The following is a 16,171-nucleotide window of genomic DNA, read 5'->3' on the forward strand; positions in this document are numbered from 1 at the left end:
GTCGCGCACTAGGGTCGAGAGGTGGACGCGGACGTCATCGTCATCGGGGCCGGGCTGGCGGGGCTGCGCTGCGCGGACCGGCTGGCCGAGGCGGGGCGCCACGTCGTCGTCCTCGAGCGTGAGCCCGTGGTCGGTGGCCGCCAGCGCACCGACGAGGTCGACGGCTTCCTCCTCGATCGCGGCTTCCAGGTGCTCAACCCCGCCTACCCGGCCGTGCGCCGGTGGGTCGATGTCGACGACCTCGCTCTGCGACCGTTCGGGGCGGGCCTCCTGGTGCGCCGCGAGCGCGGCCTGGTCGAGCTCGCCCACCCCGTGCGAGAGCCGCTCCGGCTGGCCGCGACACTGCGCAGCGGGCTGCTCGGGCCCGGGTCACTCGCCGGCGTCGCCCGGTGGGCCGCACCGGGGCTCGCGGCTCCGCGGCGGGTCGTCACCGGGCCGGACCGTCCCCTCGCCGCCGGGCTGGACGCCGCCGGCGTGCGCGGCCCGCTGCGCGACGAGGTGCTCGAGCCGTTCCTCGCCGGGGTCGTCGCCGAGGACGCCGGCGAGACGTCCGAGGCCTTCGTCCGGCTGCTCGTGCGGATGTTCGCCCTCGGGGTGCCGGGGCTGCCGGCGCGGGGCATCAGGGCGCTTCCGGAGTGGCTGGCGGACCGGGCGCGTCGCCGCCCGGCCGGTGTCGACCTGCGGCTCGCCACCGGCGTGGTCGGGGTGCGGGCCGGTGCCGAGCCGTCCGTCGAGTGCCTCGACGGGTCGCGCGTCACGGCGCGGGCCGTCGTGGTCGCCGTCGGCCCCGAGGCGGTCGCGGGCCTCGTCGACCTGCCGGCCCCCCGCACCCGGGGTCTGCGGACGTGGTGGTTCGCCGCCGACGAGGCACCGACCACCTCCGACAAGGTCGTGGTCGACGGTCGCCGGCGCGGCCCGATGGTCAACGCCGCCGTCGTCAGCAACGCCGTGCCCTCCTACGCCCCACCGGGGTCGCACCTCGTCGAGGTGACCACCCTGCTCGGCGACGGGCGCGACCCGTCCGAGGAGGAGGTCCGGCGCCAGGCGGCCGAGGTCTTCGGGGTCCCGACCACCCGGTGGCGCACGATCCGGCGTGACGACGTCCACGATGCCCTGCCCGCCCAGCCGGCCCCCCTGCGGGTGACGTCGCCGGCCCGCGTCGACGACGGCGTCTTCGTCGCGGGGGACCACCGGGACACCGCCTCCATCCAGGGGGCGCTCGTGTCCGGGCACCGGGTGGCCGGCGCCGTCCTCGATGCGTTCGGCGCCGCGTGAGCACGCGGCTGCGGCTGGTCTTCCCGCACCAGCTCTTCGAGTCCCTCCTCGACGAGCCGGCGGGGACGCGCTTCGTGCTCGTCGAGGACGACCTGCTCTTCCGCCACCAGCCGGTCCACGCCCAGAAGCTCGTGCTGCACCGGGCGTCGATGCGACTCTTCGCGGAGCGGCTGCGCGAGAAGGGTTTCGACGTCGACGTCATCGAGACCGACTCCCGGCGCAAGACCCGCACCCGGCTCACCGAGCACCTGCGCGACCTCGCGCCGGACGAGGTGCGCCTGCACGACGTCGTCGACGACTGGCTGCTCCGCGACGTCCGGAAGGCCTGCCACGACGCGAAGGTCGACCTCGCGCCCGAGGACGTCGAGGAGACGCCGAACTTCCTCACCACCCGACCCCAGCTGGTCGAGTGGTTCGGGGGGCACCGTGCCCGGATGGCGTCGTTCTACGAGTGGCAGCGGCAGCGGCTCGACGTGCTCGTGGAGGGCCGCGGGCACGATCGTCCTGTGGGTGGGCGCTGGTCCTTCGACACCGAGAACCGCAAGAAGCTGCCGAAGGGCCACCACGTCCCGCCCCGGGCGGCGGTCGAGCGGCTACCCGAGGTCGAGGAGGCGATCGCCTGGGTCGGTGAGGCCTTCCCCGACGCGCCGGGCCGGGCGGAGACTTTCGACTGGCCGGTGACCCACGAGCAGGCGCGGGCCGCCCTGCGCGAGTTCGTGTCCGAGCGGCTCTCACAGTTCGGCCCGTACGAGGACGCCGTCTCCACGGAGCACCCGTTCGTCTTCCACGCGGCCATCACGCCGGCGCTCAACTGCGGTCTGCTCTCGCCGCGGGAGGTTCTCGACGCCGTGCTCGAGGCCGCCGACGAGCAGGACGTCGACCTGCCCTCGCTCGAGGGGTTCGTCCGCCAGCTCATCGGGTGGCGCGAGTACATGCGGGCCACCTACCACCTCTACGGCCGGCGGATGCGCAGCTCGAACCACCTGCGGCACACCCGGTCCCTCGCCCCGGGGTGGTGGGACGCCACGACCGGCCTCGACCCGGTCGACCACGTCGTCGAGGGGGTGCTCGAGCGCGGGTACGCCCACCACATCGAGCGGCTCATGGTCCTCGGCAACGCGATGTGCCTGCTGCGCACCGACCCCGAGGAGGTCTACGAGTGGTTCATGGCCTTCTTCGTCGACGCCTACGACTGGGTCATGGTGCCGAACGTCTACGCGATGTCGCAGTTCGCCGCAGGGACGGGCATCACCACCAAGCCGTACGTCTCCGGCAGCAACTACCTGCGGAAGATGACGGACTTCGGGCCCGGTGACTGGCGGGAGGACTGGGATGCCCTCTACTGGGGCTTCGTCGACCACCACCGCGAGGTCTTCGAGGGCAACGCGCGCGCCGGGATGGTCGTGCGCACCTGGGACGGCTTCGACGACGCCCGGCGCGAGGAGCTGCTGGCCCGCAGCCGCCGTGTCATCCGCCGCCTCTGACCACCTCACCCGAGGCACGCCTCGCACCCATCGCCGACGACAGGAGAAGCACCGTGCAGGAGAACGCATCGCGCACCGAGGGGCGTGCCCAGGTCGGGGTCACCGGCCTCGCCGTGATGGGCCGCAACCTGGCCCGCAACCTCGCACGCAACGGCATCCGGGTGGCGGTGCACAACCGCACCACCGCCAAGGCCGAGGCGCTGGTCGAGGAGTTCGGGGACGAGGGCGACCTCACCCTGGCCCGCTCTCTGGAGGACTTCGTAGCCGCGCTCGAGCGGCCGCGCCGCATCATCGTGATGGTCAAGGCCGGGGAGGGTACGGACGCCGTCATCGACGAGCTGGTCCCGCTGCTCGACGAGGGTGACATCGTGGCCGACGCGGGCAACGCGCACTTCGCCGACACCATCAGGCGTCACGAGGCGCTGGCGCAGAAGGGGATCCGGTTCGCCGGGGTCGGGGTCTCCGGCGGTGAGGTCGGGGCGCTCGAGGGCCCGTCGATCATGCCGGGCTGCGACGGCGACACCTACGCCGAGATCGGCCCGTTCCTCGAGATCATCTCGGCCCACGTCGACGACGAGCCGTGCTGCACGCTCGTCGGCCCGGACGGCGCCGGCCACTTCGTCAAGATGGTGCACAACGGCATCGAGTACGCGGACATGCAGCTCGTCGCGGAGTCCTACGACCTGATGCGCCGCGTCCTCGGCCTCGACCCGGCGGACATCGGTGGGGTGTTCCGCGGCTGGAACGACACCGAGCTCGAGTCCTACCTGGTCGAGATCGCGGCAGAGGTCCTCTCGCACACCGACGCCGGGACGGGTCGGCCCTTCGTCGACGTCGTGCGTGACGCCGCCGAGCAGAAGGGCACCGGGCGCTGGACGGTCCAGACCGCGCTGGACCTCGGCGTGCCCGTCACGGCCATCGCGGAGGCCACCACCGCCCGCGCCCTCTCGGGCGGGACCGCGCGGCGGGAGGCGGTGCGCGAGGCGCTGGCCGGGGCCGCGGACGCCGACCTGCCCTCCTCGCTCACCGTCGACGACCTTCGGGACGCGCTCTACGCGGCCAAGGTCGTCGCCTACGCGCAGGGCTTCGACATGGTCGCCGCCGGCTCGGAGGAGCACGGGTGGGACGTCGACCGGGCCGACGTCGCCCGCATCTGGCGCGACGGCTGCATCATCCGGGCCCGGCTCCTCGGCGACCTCGCCGACGAGGTCGAGGCGCACCCGGACGCCGCGAGCCTGCTCGCCACGCCCACGTTCGCGGCGGCCGTCGCCGAGCGGCTGCCCGCCCTGCGGCGGGTCGTCACCGCCGCCGTCGCGCAGGGCGTCCCGGCGCCGGTGTTCTCCTCGGTGCTCGCCTACGTCGACGCGCTGCGTGCCGAACGGCTGCCGGCGGCACTGGTGCAGGGGCTGCGCGACTACTTCGGTGCGCACACCTACGAGCGGGTCGACCGGGACGGCACGTTCCACACCCCCTGGGCCGGCGACCGGGTGGAGGTCGACGCCGGCTGAGCGCTCGACGGGCGCACGCCGTGTGGCGCGAGCGTGCGGCGGGTACTCCCCACACCACCAGCACCACGCAGACGAAGGAGCACGGATGACCCACCACGAGAACGGCGCCGCCCACGTCAAGGAGCTCGTCGAGGACCAGCGCACGGCGATGCTGACGACGGTGCACGCGGAGACCGGGGCCCTGACCTCGCGCCCGATGACGCTGCAGGAGGTCGACGAGGACGGCACCTTCTGGTTCCTCGCCCTGGCCGACAGCGCGACCGCGCACGAGATCCAGGCCCACGCCGACGTCAACGTCGCCTTCACCAAGGAGGGCGCGTGGGTCTCGGTCGCCGGCAAGGCCGAGGTGCGCCGGGACCCCGCGAAGGCGAAGGAGCTGTGGAACGAGTTCGCCAAGACCTGGTTCCAGAAGGAGCCCGAGGACCCGGCCGTCGCGGTCATCCGCGTCGACGGCGACACCGCGCAGTACTGGGACAGCCCCGGCCGCGCGGCGACCGTGGTCGAGATGGTCAAGGCACGGCTCACCGGCGACCGCCCCGACCCGGGGGAGAGCCGCACCGTCGACCTGTGAGCCGACCCGGCCGGGCCGCCTCGCGCGTCAGCCGGGGCGGCTCAGTCGGCGCGGGTCATCCGCCCGCACGTCCCGCCGCCTCGCGGGCCGCGTCGACGAACGTGTGGACCAGCGCGCGGTCGTCGGCCGTGCGCCGGCACACGCCGAGGACGGCCGGGGTCAGCCCCCGCACCGGGCGGGTCACGAGGTCGGCGCCGGGCAGCGTGGCCAGCGTCGACGCCGGTGACGCCGCGACGGCCAGCCCGGCCCGGACCGCCGCCCACGAGTCCTCGAACCCGCTGATCCGAGCGCCGACCCGCACCGGACGCCCGACGCGGTAGTCGGCGAGGGTCCAGTAGTCGCGCACCCGGGCGTCCATCTCGTCGATCCACACGAACGGCTCGTCGGCCAGGTCGGACGCCGCGACCTCGTCGTGGCGAGCGAGCGGATGGTCGACGGGGAGCACGGCCAACCGCGGGTCCTCGGTCAGGGCGACCGCGGTGATGCCCTCCGGGACCGGGAGCCAGACGAGCGCGACGTCGGTGTCACCCGAGGCCAGGCCGGCGCTCGCGTCGCCGAACCCGACGTTGCGCAGCGAGAGGTCGACGTCGGGGTGGGCCTCGCGAAAGGCCCGGACCACGCCGGCGGCCAGGTCGAGCCCGGAGACTCCGGCGAGCCCGACGACGAGCCGGGGCCCCGAGGCCGCCGTCGCCGCGCGCCGGGTCTCGGCGAGCGCCTGGCCCACGGACAGCAGGATGCCGGGCACGTGTTGCAGCAGGGTCCGCCCGGCCTCGGTGAGCGTGACCGACCGGGTGGTCCGCTCGAAGAGCGGTGTGCCGGTGCGCCGCTCGAGCTCGCGGACCTGGGCGCTCAGCGCCTGCTGGCTGAGGTGCAGGCGGGCGGCGGCGCGCGTGAAGTTCAGCTCCTGGGCCAGGACCTCGAACGCCCGCAGGTGGTGCAGCTCCACATCCACAACGACGGATTGTAGGTCCCCTCCGTCACCGGTGTTTCTCCGTCGCCCGGTCCCGCCCCCACGGTGGGGACCGGCGGGCATCCGGCCCGCCCCACGACCGAGGAGGACCCTGATGGGGACGACCGTCGACCTGACCGTCATGCACACGCTGCACGACGCCTTCCGCCGCGACCTCGAGGTCCTGACCCGCGCCGCGGCCCGCGCGCGGGAGGGGGACCCCGACGCCGCCGAGCGCCTGCGCATCGGCTGGTCCGTGCTCGCCGACCAGCTGCACCACCACCACGAGGTCGAGGACGACCAGCTGTGGCCGCTCGTGCGGGCGAGCTGGGGGCGCTCTCCGGACGCCCTCGACGTGCTCGACGCGATGGAGGAGGAGCACGCGGTCGTCGACCCCGCGCTCGCGGCCGTCTCCGACGCCCTGGCCGATGCGTACGGCGACGCCGCCGGTCCGCTCGACCGGCTGCACGCCGTCGTCCGCGAGCACCTCGCCCACGAGGAGGCCGAGGCCATGCCACTCATCACCGCGTGCGTCTCCCCGCGCGACTGGGGGGCCTTCAACGCACGCCAGGCGCGCAGCCTCGGCCTCAAGGGCGCCGCCGAGTTCTTCCCGTGGCTGCTCCAGGGTCAGGACGACGTCCGCACCGAGCGGGTGCTCGGGGTGCTGCCGGCGCCGCTGCGGTGGGCCTACCGGGTCCGCTGGGAGCCGCGCTGGGCGGGCCGGCACCGGGAGCTCGTCGGCTGAGGCCCGCGGGGGCCGGCCCCACGGAGGTCTGGCCCCTGTCGGTGCTCGGGCGTAGCGTCGGGGACCGTCAACGACGACCGACGCAGGGAGCCCTCCGATGCCCAGCCAGCTCAACCCGTACCTCAACTTCGACGGCACCGCGCGCGAGGCGATGACCTTCTACCAGGGGATCCTCGGCGGTTCCCTCGACGTCATGACCTTCGGCCAGTACGGCATGGAGGGCGAGGGCGCCGACGGCGTCATGCACGCCTACCTCGCCACCGACGACGGCTTCGTCCTCATGGCCTCGGACATGCCGCCCGGCCAGGACGGCGGCGGCACCGCGGCGTCCAACGTCCACGTCTCGCTGAGCGGCGACGACGAGAAGCTGCGCGGCTACTGGGACGGGCTGTCCGAGGGCGCCACCGTGACGATGCCGCTCGAGAAGCAGATGTGGGGCGACGAGTTCGGCGCGCTCACCGACCGCTACGGCATCTCCTGGATGGTCAACATCGGCACCGGCGAGGCCCCGCAGGGCTGAGGTCCACGGGGCCTCCCGCTCAGGTCAGGCCGAGCGCCGTCTCGAGCTCCTCGAGCGCCTCACCGGTGTGCACGGCGAGGCGTTGCAGGTGCGGCAGGGCCTCCCGGTCGCCGATGAACCCGACGTCCAGCGTGCCCGCGTACGATTGCGCCGTGATGTTCAGCGCCATCGAGTGCCCGGGGATCGACACGGGGTAGGTCGCGTCCAGCCGGGCGCCGCGCCAGTACAGCGGCTTCGTCGGACCGGGGACGTTCGAGATGCAGACGTTGAGGGTCAGCGGGCCGGGGATCGGCAGGCCGCTCATCGCCCGGGCCACCTGGAGGCCGGCCGGCGCGAGGAGCATCGCGCTGTAGGCGATGACGGCGTCGCCCGACATCCCGCGCATCCGTGCCTTCGCGGCGCGCGAGGAGGAGGCGATGGCGGCCATCCGCGCGAGCGGGTCCTCGACGTCGGTGGCGAGCGAGACGAGGGTGGCGCCCACGTAGTTGCCCCCGCCCTCGCTCTCGGCGGCTCGCACGTTGACCGGGACGAAGGCCACGAGCGGGCGGTCGGGCAGCTCGGCGAGGTCGCCGAGGAAGCGCCGCAGGCCACCGGCGCAAACGGCCATGAGCACGTCGTTGAGGGTGACGTTCTTGGCCCGCGCGACCGCGCGCAGCCGCTCCAGCGGGTACTGCTGGGTCGCGAACCGCCGGGAGCGACCGGTCCGGCCGTTGAGCACCGACGCGGGCGCCTGGTACGACGTCACGGCGCGGGTCGAGGTGCCGCCGCGGCGCAGCTGGGTGCCGACGATGCTGCGCGCCACGGCCGGCATCGCGGTGAGCGACGCCGACACGCTGCGCAGGATCGATGCGACGTCGCCGACCGGCTCACGCGAGGACCCCTCTGCGCGAGGCGGCTTCGTGAGGCCGAAGAAGTGGGGGTGGGTGCGGTCGTCGGGGTTCTCGGAGAGCCCGCGCTGCAGGATCCGCGAGCCCGTGTAGCCGTCGACGAGGCTGTGGTGGATCTTCGTGTAGACCGCGAAGCGTCCCGGGCCGACGCCCTCGATGAAGGTCATCTCCCACGGCGGGCGGCGGAAGTCGATCTGGTTGGAGTGCAGGCGGGAGACGAGGATGCCGAGCTCGCGCTCGCCGCCCGGCGCGGGCAGGGCGGAGTGCCGCACGTGGTAGTCGATGTCGAAGCCCTCGTCCTCGACCCAGCGGTGCACCGGCTGGCGCATCACCCGGCGGGTCTGCAGCCGCAGCGTCCACGGCGGCAGCACGGCGGAGGAGCGGACGTCGGCGACGAGGTCGCGCAGGAAGCCGTCGTCCTCGCCCTCGGGGTAGGAGAAGTGCAACAGGGACCCGACGTGCATCAGGGTCTCGGGGGTCTCCCCGATGAGGAAGATGGCGTCGAGCGGGCTGGCCCAGCGTGACCGCGCCACCCGCTCAGACCGCTCTGTCGTGCGGCGTCGTCGCCGGGTGCGCGCCCGCGCCGTGCCACGGCTGCCAGGCGCCCTCCGGCTGGGCGAGCCGGTCGGCGACGACGTGGAGGGTCTCGAGCTGGTGCCCGTACCCGAGGTGCGTGGCCGAGACCTCGACGTTCTCGGCGGTGGGGCCCTCGTCGAGGACGCAGCACTCCCACGCGACGATGCCGTCGGTGCGCGACCAGATGCTCGTCGTCGGCACCTGGAGCGGGCCGGCGCGCAGGGCGAGGGCCTCCTCGGTGAACATCAGGTCGAGGTTGTGCCGGTTCATCATCCGGTACATCGCCCAGGCGCGGGTGGCGGCCGGGTGGTGGCGGAACGGGCTGCCGAGGGTGATGACCGAGCGGGTGTAGTCGGGCAGGGCGCGGGCCATCTCGCGGGCGTAGATGCCGCCGGCGCTCCACCCGACGAGGCTGACCCGGCGGCCGTAGCGGTCGTAGACCTCGAGGAGGAGGTCCTCGAGCCGCTCGGCGAGCTCCGGGCTGGCGCCGAGGTTGCGCCCCTGGCGCCAGTCGTGGACGCGGTAGCCGAGCCGGCGCAGGTGCTGGCGCAGGAAGACGGTGGACTCGGGGCCGGCGAGGAAGCCCGGCAGGACGATGACGGGATGCCCGTCGCCGACCGGCCAGTCCGCGACGTCACGCGTGCGCACGGCCGAGGTCGCGAGCTCGAGGGCGGCCCGCCACTCGCGCCGGGCCATCCACAGCGTGGGCGCGCTGGGTCCCACGGGGGTCGGGTCGAGGCGGGGCACGGCCGCTCCTTCCGTCGGGACGGCAGGACGCGACCGGTCACCCGGGTCGCGGCGCTGCGGTTGGGCAGAGGCCAGTGTCCCAGAACCGGCCTCGTCACGGGCGCCGGACGACCGGTTCGTGTCGGACGTCTCGTCGGGCCGCTCCCGCCGGCCACCACCCGGGTCGGCGCGGCCTACCGTGGAGGGATGACGACGCAGCAGGTCCCGGACGGCGGGGCGACCCGCACCGAGCGCGACACGATGGGCCCCGTCGAGGTGGCGGCCGACCGCTACTGGGGCGCCCAGACCCAGCGCAGCCTCGAGCACTTCGACATCGGCCGCGACACCTTCGTCTGGGGCCGGCCGGTCGTGCGGGGGCTCGGGCTGCTCAAGAAGGCGGCGGCGCTTGCAAACGCCGAGCTCGGGCTGCTGCCGGACGACGTGGCGCGGGCGGTGGTGCAGGCCGCCGACGAGGTGGCCCGCGGCGACCTGGACGAGCACTTCCCGCTCGTCGTGTTCCAGACCGGCTCGGGGACGCAGTCGAACATGAACGCCAACGAGGTCGTGGCCAACCGGGCCGTCGAGGTCCTCGGTGGGGTGCTGGGGTCCAAGGACCCGGTGCACCCGAACGACCACGTCAACCGCAGCCAGTCCAGCAACGACACCTTCCCGACGGCCGTGCACGTCGCGGTGGCGCTGGAGCTCGCCGAGCGGCTGCACCCGGCCGTCGACGCGCTCTGCGAGGCGCTGGACGCCAAGGCCGCCGAGTACGCGGACGTCGTCAAGGTCGGGCGCACCCACCTCCAGGACGCGACGCCGGTGACCCTCGGCCAGGAGGTCGGGGCCTGGGCCGGGCAGCTGCGCGAGGCGCAGGCCGACGTCCGGCACGCCGGGGAGCGGGTGCTGGCGCTGGCCATCGGCGGGACGGCGGTGGGGACCGGGCTGAACGCGCCCGCGGAGTTCGGCCCGGCCGTGGCGCGGCACCTATCGGCCGAGACCGGGCTGGCCTTCCACCAGGCCGACAACCTCTTCGTCCAGCTCGCCGCGCACGACGGCCTCGTCGCGGTGTCGTCGGCGCTGCGGACCCTCGCCGGGGGGTTGATGAAGCTCGCGAACGACGTGCGCTGGCTGGCGTCGGGGCCGCGCACCGGCATCGGCGAGCTGCGCATCCCCGAGAACGAGCCGGGATCCTCGATCATGCCGGGCAAGGTCAACCCCACGCAGTCCGAGGCGACGACGATGGTCGTCACGCGCGTCTTCGGCAACGACGCCACCGTCGGGTTCGCCGGGACGCAGGGCAACTTCCAGCTCAACGTCTTCACGCCCGTCATGGCGCACGCGGTGCTCGAGTCGGTGCGGCTGCTCGCCGATGCCTGCCGCTCGTTCACCGAGCACTGCGTCCTCGGGCTGGAGGCCGACCGCGAGCGCATCGCCGAGCACCTCGACGCCGACCTGATGCTCGTCACCGCGCTCGCGCCGCACATCGGGTACGACGCGGCGGCGGCCATCGCCAAGCAGGCGCACCGCGACGGCTCGACGCTGCGCGAGGCGGCGCTGGCGTCGGGCCAGGTCACGGACGAGGACTACGACCGATGGGTCGACCCCGCCGCGATGACCCGCCCCGACTGACCGCCGCCCGGGTCGAGGTGACTTCGGGCCGGGATCGGGTCGCCTTTCACCTCGACCCCCGGCCTCTCCCCCGAACGTGGGTGAAAACCGTCGGTATACCGACGCTTTTCACCCACGTTCCAGGGGGATGGCGCCGGGGGTCAGGCCGGGGGGTCGTCGTCCCAGACGACGGAGGTGACGAGCCAGCGCCCGTCGTCGCGGACCAGGTGGATGCCCTTGTGGCCCGAACCGGTCTGCGGCACACCGCCCTCGTGCCACTCCTTGGCGTAGGGACCCCACCAGGACGCGATGTCGCCGACGACCTCGACGTGGCCGCCGGTCCGCCACTCGCGGAAGCCGGTGAGGCGACCGGAGGCGAGCAGGGCGTGCCGCGGCGCCACGAACCCCTCGAGGTCGAGGACCAGCGGCGGCTCCCCGCACAGCCGCACGACGGTGACCCGTGGGTGCAGGACGGCGCGGAGCGCCGCGACCCGCTCGTCGAGGTCGGGGCCGGTGGCGAAGGCCGCGAAGAAGGTGTCGAGCACCGCCTCGACTGTCGCCTGCTCGTCGGGAGTCCCCACCCCGCGACCCTACGACCACCCGCCCTTCCGCGAACGTGTGTGAACACGCCGCGAAACGCCGGCGCGTACACACACATTCGCGGTCGGGGAGTCAGGAGGCGGGCGGGCCGGGGGTCGTCGCGAGGTGGGTCCAGGTGCGGTACAGCCAGGCGGCGAGGGCGTCGCGGGACCAGCCGAGCGTGGTGCGCTGCACGAGGTAGGTGTCGGGCGAGGCGAGCAGCCCGGCCGTCTGCGCCACCCAGTCGACGTCGACGCCGGGATGGAGCAGGCCGTCGTCGGCGAGGCGCTGCCAGAGCCGTCGCGACGCGCGCATGCTGCCGCGGCGCCCGGCGTCGAACGCCGCGGCGATGACCGGTTCGCTGGCCTCGGCCTCGCGGGCCACCGCGAACATCGGGCCGGTCCGCACCAGGGCGTCCGCGGTCCCCTCGGCGAAGGCCCGGAGGCGCTCCTCGAGGGTCGGCGCCTCCAGCATCGCGGTTCGTCGTGGATCGGGTTGCGCCGCACCGGACACCGACCCCGCCAGGGTCTCGTCGACGAGGCGCTGCAGGAGGAGGGCCTTGCTGCTGAACCGGAGGAAGAGCGTGCGCTCGGCGCACTCGGCTCGCTCGGCGATCTGGGCCATCGTCGTGGCGGCGTACCCCTGCTGCTCGAACAGCTCACGGGCCGCCAGCAGGACCGCGCGCTCGGTGCGGCGGACGCGCGGGTCAGGGGAAACCCTCTTGTCGGCGTCGGTCACGTCATGCATAGTAAATGCACTAATTCAGTATTACTGCATTTGGGAGGCGTGTCATGGCACGAGTCACGGAGCAACCCCGACCCGACGGACAGCGGAGCGGCCCGCTGCGTGCGCCGATGCCGGCCGACCTGTCGGCCGGCGTCTGGCACGTCGTGCCCGGTGCCGGCCACGCCCGGTTCTCGGTGCGCGACAAGCTGGTCGCCATCGTCCACGGCTCGCTGCCACTGCGGTCGGGGCGGGCCGTCCTCGGTCCGGGTGGCGCCCTCGTCGAGGCGGTGCTCGAGCTCGACGTGGCCTCGGTGGACACCGGCAACCCCCGGCGCGACCGCGACCTGGCCAAGCCGGGCCTGCTCGACACGGCGGCGCACCCCCGCGTCGTCGTGACGGCCGGTCCCGCCGCTGCCGGGCCCGAGGGGTGGGAGCTCTCGGCCACCCTCTCGGCGCGCGGCGGGTCCTGCCCGCTGGCCCTGCGCGCGCGCCTGCTCGACGGCGGCTCCGGCGGTGCCGTCGTCGGGGTGACCGGTCGCCTGGACCGGCGGGGCCTGGGGATGAAGGTGCCGACGCTGGTCATCGGCCGGTACCTCGACCTCGACGTCGAGCTGCTCCTCACCGAGGCGCCGCGGCCCTGACGCGGGTCAGTCGGAGAGCAGGCCGCGCAGGTCGTCGGCGGTCAGCGCCCGGCTCATCGCAGCGCCCTCGTCGACGACCTTGGTGAAGAGGTCGCGCTTGCGCTCCTGGAGGGCGATGACCTTCTCCTCGACCGTGTTCCGGGACACCAGGCGGTAGACGTTGACCGGCTTGGTCTGCCCGATGCGGTGCGCGCGGTCGATGGCCTGGGCCTCGGCGGCGGGGTTCCACCACGGGTCGAGCACGAAGACGTAGTCGGCCTCGGTGAGCGTGAGGCCGAACCCGCCGGCCTTGAGCGAGATGAGGAACACCGGTGCCTCGCCGTCGCGGAAGGCGGCGATGCGGTCGGCGCGGTCGCGGGTGCGGCCGTCGAGGTACTCGTAGGCGATGCCCTCGGCCTCGAGCCGCCGCCGGACGATGCCGAGGAAGCCGGTGAACTGCGAGAAGACCAGCGCCCGGTGCCCCTCGCCGGCGAGCTCGGTGACGTGCTCGACGAGCGCCTCGACCTTGGCCGACTCGGCCAGCCCCGCGTACTCGTCGTCGACGAGCGCGGGGTCGAGGGAGAGCTGGCGCAGCGCGGTGAGGGCGCGCAGCACCGCCATCCGGTTGCCGTCGAGGTCGTCGATGAGCCCGAGCAACCGCTGCCGCTCGCGCTGGAGGTGCCGGTCGTAGACGGCGCGGTGCCGCGGGTGCAGGTCGACGGTGAGCACCTGCTCCTGCTTCGGCGGCAGCTCGGTGGCGACCGACTCCTTGGTGCGACGCAGCATGAGCGGCCGGATGCGCCGGCGCAGCGTGGCGAGCCGGTCGGCGTCGCCGTCGCGCTCGATGGGGTTCGCCCACTGCTCCTTGAAGGCGCCCGGCCGCGGGTGCAGCCCCGGCGCGACGATGGACAGCAGCGACCAGAGGTCCATCAGCGAGTTCTCGAGCGGGGTGCCCGTGATGGCGAACTTCGCTCTGGCGGAGAGACGCCGGACGGCCTGGTAGGTCTTGGCCTGGTGGTTCTTCACGAACTGCGCCTCGTCGAGGACGACCGCGCCCCACGGCCGGGCCCGGAACTGCTCCTCGTCGATGCGCGCCACCGTGTACGAGGTGATGACGATGTGGGCGTCGCCGACGGCGTCGGCGAGGCTGCGGCGGTCCTTGCCGCGGGTGCGCTCGACCACCGCCGTGCGCAGCGACGGCGCGAACCGCGCCGCCTCGCCGGCCCACGTGGAGAGCACGGAGGTGGGGGCGACGACGAGCACAGGGTGCTCGAGCTCACCGCGCTCCTGGGCGCGCAGGACCATCGCGAGCATCTGGACGGTCTTGCCGAGGCCCATGTCGTCGGCGAGCACCCCGCCGAGGCCGCAGTCCCAGAGCATCGAGAGCCACCGGAAGCCGTCGACCTGGTAGGGCCGCAGCGTGGCGTCGAGGCCGGCCGGCACCTCGGCCGGCTCGAGGTCGCCGGTGCCGACGAGCCGGCCGACCGTGCGCGTCCACCGGTCGCTCTGCTCCTCGACCACCCCGAGGGCCGCGAGCTCCTCCCAGAGCCCGACGTGCACGGCCGAGATGCGCATCGGGTCGGAGGGCTTGTCCTGGAGCGAGCGCGCCTCCTCGACGAGCCGCCGCAGCGTCTCGAGCTCGGGGCGGTCGAGGGCGAACCACGTGCCGGAGTCGAGGATGAGGTGCTCGTGCTTGCGCGCGATGGCCTCGATGAGCGGCGCGAGCGGGACGTCCTCGCCGGCGACGGTCACCGAGATCTCGAGGTCGAACCAGTCGGTGGCCGACCCCGTACCGCCGCCGGGGCGGTCGCCGGTGGAAACCTGGATGAGCGGCGCCTCGTCGACCTCGGTGTACTCGGCGACCTCGCCGTGCACCTCGACGTCGAGGAACGGCAGCTCCTCGAGGACGGGCAGCAGCTGGGAGAACCCGACGGTGGTGAACCCGTGGAAGCGGACCTCGGGCACCAGGTGCGGCTGGTGCGCGACGACCTGCCAGAGCGCCGCGAACCCCGCGACGTCCGGGACGTCCCGCAGCCGGCCCTCCAGCACGCGCTCGGCGGAGCGGTCGCGCATCGGGTCGGGGTCCTCGGAGCCGAGGGCGACGTGCACCCCGTTCGGCCCGCCGTAGCGGAACCCCCAGGTCAGGTGGGTGCGGTGGCCGGGCTCGACGGTGACCGTGAGGTGCAGGCGCGGGGGCACGGCCTCGGGGAGGTCGAGCTCGGGGGAGAGGCTGCGCACCCGCGCCTTGCGCCGCAGCCCCGGCAGGTGGGTGACCGTGAAGCGCGCCCAGTCGGCCTCGGGGACCTCGACGACGCCGAGGTCGAGGAGGCGCTGGCGGGTGGCGTCGAGGGGCTCGGTGAGCGCGCCGAGGACGAGGGTGTCGTCGTCGCGGAGCCAGAAGCCGGTGGCCGGCGAGCCGACGAGGTGGGTGTCGGTGCCGGGGCCGACGGGCAGGTCGAGGCGCGGATGGAGGGTGGCGCCGTCGTCGGTGCGCTCGATGTCGACGACGAGCTCCGCGGGGTCGGGGGCGAAGGCGACCTCACCGCTGCCGTCGAGGTCGGTGAGCAGGCGGACCCCGGCGCGGTCGGCGGCCCGCAGCAGGGCAACCCATCCGGGGCCGAGGTGGTCGAGGAGGATGGCGTCGGGCATCCGGCCGTACCCGAAGGCCCGCACCGAGCGGCGGTGGGCGTCGGCGACCGCGGTGAGCGCGTCGATGTGGGCGTCGGAGAAGACGACCCGGCCGTACCCGTAGTACCCGCCGGCGAAGGACTCCCAGGAGACGCCCGTGCGGATCCAGGCGCCGCGGACCCCGGGAACGACCGGGCGCAGCCGCAGCTGCCCGCGGCCGGTGTCCTCGGTGACGCGCACGCGCCCCTTCTGCGCGCTCGCGGACTCGATGAGCAGCCCCACGGGCGTGACGTCGCGGGGGACGTCCTCGTCGAGGAGGCCGCCGAGCGCGCGCTCCCAGGTGGGCGTGGGCGGCTCGTCGGGGGCGGCGGGCGCCGGCGAGAGGTCGCGGACGCGGGCCGCCACCGCGACGGCGTGCTTGCAGTCGCCGGCGACCGGGCAGGAGCACTGGCTGTGCCAGCGCCGGAGCCGCTGCCGGCCGCCCTCCTCCTCGGGCCGCAGCGCGACGTGCGTCGTGTAGGTCTGCCCGGCGCTGCCGCCGACCCACCCGGTGGCGTGCGCGCCGTCGGCGGAGACCTCGACGTCGACGACCCGGCCCTCGCGCGCGTACGCGAGCCCGCGCGCGACGGTGACGGTGCCGCACACGTCGCCGAGCTCGCGGTTGGTCAGCTCGGCGAGCCGAGCGGCCGAGACGACCCGGGCCACGCACACCCTCCTCCACCCGATGCGGGACGCCCCTGCGCCGGCGAACCCTGAACACCCGAGCGTA

Annotated in this window: 14 protein-coding genes; 8 read left to right on the top strand and 6 right to left on the bottom strand. The window is 74.2% G+C overall.

The window, feature by feature from the left end; genetic code table 11:
* Positions 1-21 precede the first annotated feature (21 nt).
* The 4 genes from ACQZ2A_RS14430 to ACQZ2A_RS14445 all read left to right on the top strand — a co-directional run bounded on the left by ACQZ2A_RS14430 (position 22) and on the right by ACQZ2A_RS14445 (position 4,838).
* Complete coding sequence (locus ACQZ2A_RS14430) at positions 22-1,275, top strand: FAD-dependent oxidoreductase (RefSeq protein ID WP_430212353.1); 1,254 nt, start codon at positions 22-24, stop codon at positions 1,273-1,275.
* Positions 1,272-2,759, top strand: coding sequence for a cryptochrome/photolyase family protein (locus ACQZ2A_RS14435; protein ID WP_430212356.1), 1,488 nt, complete (start codon positions 1,272-1,274; stop codon positions 2,757-2,759). Before ACQZ2A_RS14430 ends, ACQZ2A_RS14435 begins: the two co-directional genes overlap by 4 nt.
* A 53-nt stretch (positions 2,760-2,812) precedes the next feature.
* Positions 2,813-4,267 (top strand): NADP-dependent phosphogluconate dehydrogenase, encoded by a 1,455-nt coding sequence (gene gndA, locus ACQZ2A_RS14440; protein ID WP_430212358.1) that lies wholly within the window; start codon positions 2,813-2,815, stop codon positions 4,265-4,267.
* 85 nt (positions 4,268-4,352) lie between these two features.
* Positions 4,353-4,838, top strand: coding sequence for a pyridoxamine 5'-phosphate oxidase family protein (locus ACQZ2A_RS14445; RefSeq protein WP_430212359.1), 486 nt, complete (start codon positions 4,353-4,355; stop codon positions 4,836-4,838).
* Between the two features lie 55 nt (positions 4,839-4,893).
* Here ACQZ2A_RS14445 and ACQZ2A_RS14450 read toward each other — a convergent pair whose 3' ends face one another.
* Positions 4,894-5,784 carry a LysR family transcriptional regulator gene (locus ACQZ2A_RS14450; protein ID WP_430212362.1) on the bottom strand — a complete coding sequence of 297 codons (891 nt, stop codon included), beginning with the start codon at positions 5,782-5,784 and terminating at the stop codon, positions 4,894-4,896.
* 118 nt (positions 5,785-5,902) lie between these two features.
* Here ACQZ2A_RS14450 and ACQZ2A_RS14455 point away from each other — a divergent pair, with 118 nt between their 5' ends.
* Positions 5,903-6,532: a hemerythrin domain-containing protein gene (locus ACQZ2A_RS14455; protein ID WP_430212365.1), complete on the top strand. Its 630-nt coding sequence runs from the start codon at positions 5,903-5,905 to the stop codon at positions 6,530-6,532.
* 97 nt (positions 6,533-6,629) lie between these two features.
* Positions 6,630-7,052, top strand: coding sequence for a VOC family protein (locus tag ACQZ2A_RS14460; protein WP_430212367.1), 423 nt, complete (start codon positions 6,630-6,632; stop codon positions 7,050-7,052).
* Between the two features lie 19 nt (positions 7,053-7,071).
* Here the strand turns inward: ACQZ2A_RS14460 and ACQZ2A_RS14465 are convergent, their stop codons facing one another.
* Together ACQZ2A_RS14465 and ACQZ2A_RS14470 are read right to left on the bottom strand one after the other, a co-directional pair.
* A complete protein-coding gene (locus ACQZ2A_RS14465) occupies positions 7,072-8,472 on the bottom strand; it encodes a WS/DGAT/MGAT family O-acyltransferase (RefSeq protein WP_430212370.1) in 1,401 nt (466 codons plus the stop codon).
* Positions 8,473-8,476: 4 nt separating this feature from the next.
* A complete protein-coding gene (locus ACQZ2A_RS14470) occupies positions 8,477-9,262 on the bottom strand; it encodes an esterase/lipase family protein (RefSeq protein ID WP_430212373.1) in 786 nt (261 codons plus the stop codon).
* 186 nt (positions 9,263-9,448) lie between these two features.
* Between ACQZ2A_RS14470 and fumC the strand changes: the two genes are divergently transcribed.
* Positions 9,449-10,870 (top strand): class II fumarate hydratase, encoded by a 1,422-nt coding sequence (gene fumC / locus ACQZ2A_RS14475; protein WP_430212375.1) that lies wholly within the window; start codon positions 9,449-9,451, stop codon positions 10,868-10,870.
* Between the two features lie 140 nt (positions 10,871-11,010).
* On the opposite strand, the gene ACQZ2A_RS14480 is transcribed toward fumC, so the two are convergent.
* A complete protein-coding gene (locus tag ACQZ2A_RS14480) occupies positions 11,011-11,430 on the bottom strand; it encodes a DUF4440 domain-containing protein (RefSeq protein WP_430212377.1) in 420 nt (139 codons plus the stop codon).
* A gap of 91 nt (positions 11,431-11,521) precedes the next feature.
* Positions 11,522-12,166, bottom strand: coding sequence for a TetR/AcrR family transcriptional regulator (locus ACQZ2A_RS14485; RefSeq protein ID WP_430212379.1), 645 nt, complete (start codon positions 12,164-12,166; stop codon positions 11,522-11,524).
* Positions 12,167-12,219: 53 nt separating this feature from the next.
* Between ACQZ2A_RS14485 and ACQZ2A_RS14490 the strand changes: the two genes are divergently transcribed.
* The gene (locus ACQZ2A_RS14490) at positions 12,220-12,795 is read left to right on the top strand and encodes a YceI family protein (RefSeq protein WP_430212380.1); all 576 of its coding nucleotides are present in this window, start codon (positions 12,220-12,222) and stop codon (positions 12,793-12,795) included.
* Positions 12,796-12,801: 6 nt separating this feature from the next.
* Here ACQZ2A_RS14490 and ACQZ2A_RS14495 read toward each other — a convergent pair whose 3' ends face one another.
* Complete coding sequence (locus ACQZ2A_RS14495) at positions 12,802-16,107, bottom strand: SNF2-related protein (RefSeq protein ID WP_430212383.1); 3,306 nt, start codon at positions 16,105-16,107, stop codon at positions 12,802-12,804.
* Between the last annotated feature and the right edge of the window lie 64 nt (positions 16,108-16,171).

Origin of the sequence: Phycicoccus avicenniae (genome assembly GCF_050496545.1) — a bacterium.
Taxonomy (GTDB): domain Bacteria; phylum Actinomycetota; class Actinomycetes; order Actinomycetales; family Dermatophilaceae; genus Phycicoccus; species Phycicoccus avicenniae_A.

Bases quoted from the DNA above. Each gene is read 5' to 3' on its own strand.
- ACQZ2A_RS14445 (WP_430212359.1), top strand. From the start codon at position 4,353: ATGACCCACCACGAGAACGGCGCCGCCCACGTCAAGGAGCTCGTCGAG.
- ACQZ2A_RS14455 (WP_430212365.1), top strand. From the start codon at position 5,903: ATGGGGACGACCGTCGACCTGACCGTCATGCACACGCTGCACGACGCC.
- ACQZ2A_RS14460 (WP_430212367.1), top strand. From the start codon at position 6,630: ATGCCCAGCCAGCTCAACCCGTACCTCAACTTCGACGGCACCGCGCGC.
- fumC (WP_430212375.1), top strand. From the start codon at position 9,449: ATGACGACGCAGCAGGTCCCGGACGGCGGGGCGACCCGCACCGAGCGC.
- ACQZ2A_RS14490 (WP_430212380.1), top strand. From the start codon at position 12,220: ATGGCACGAGTCACGGAGCAACCCCGACCCGACGGACAGCGGAGCGGC.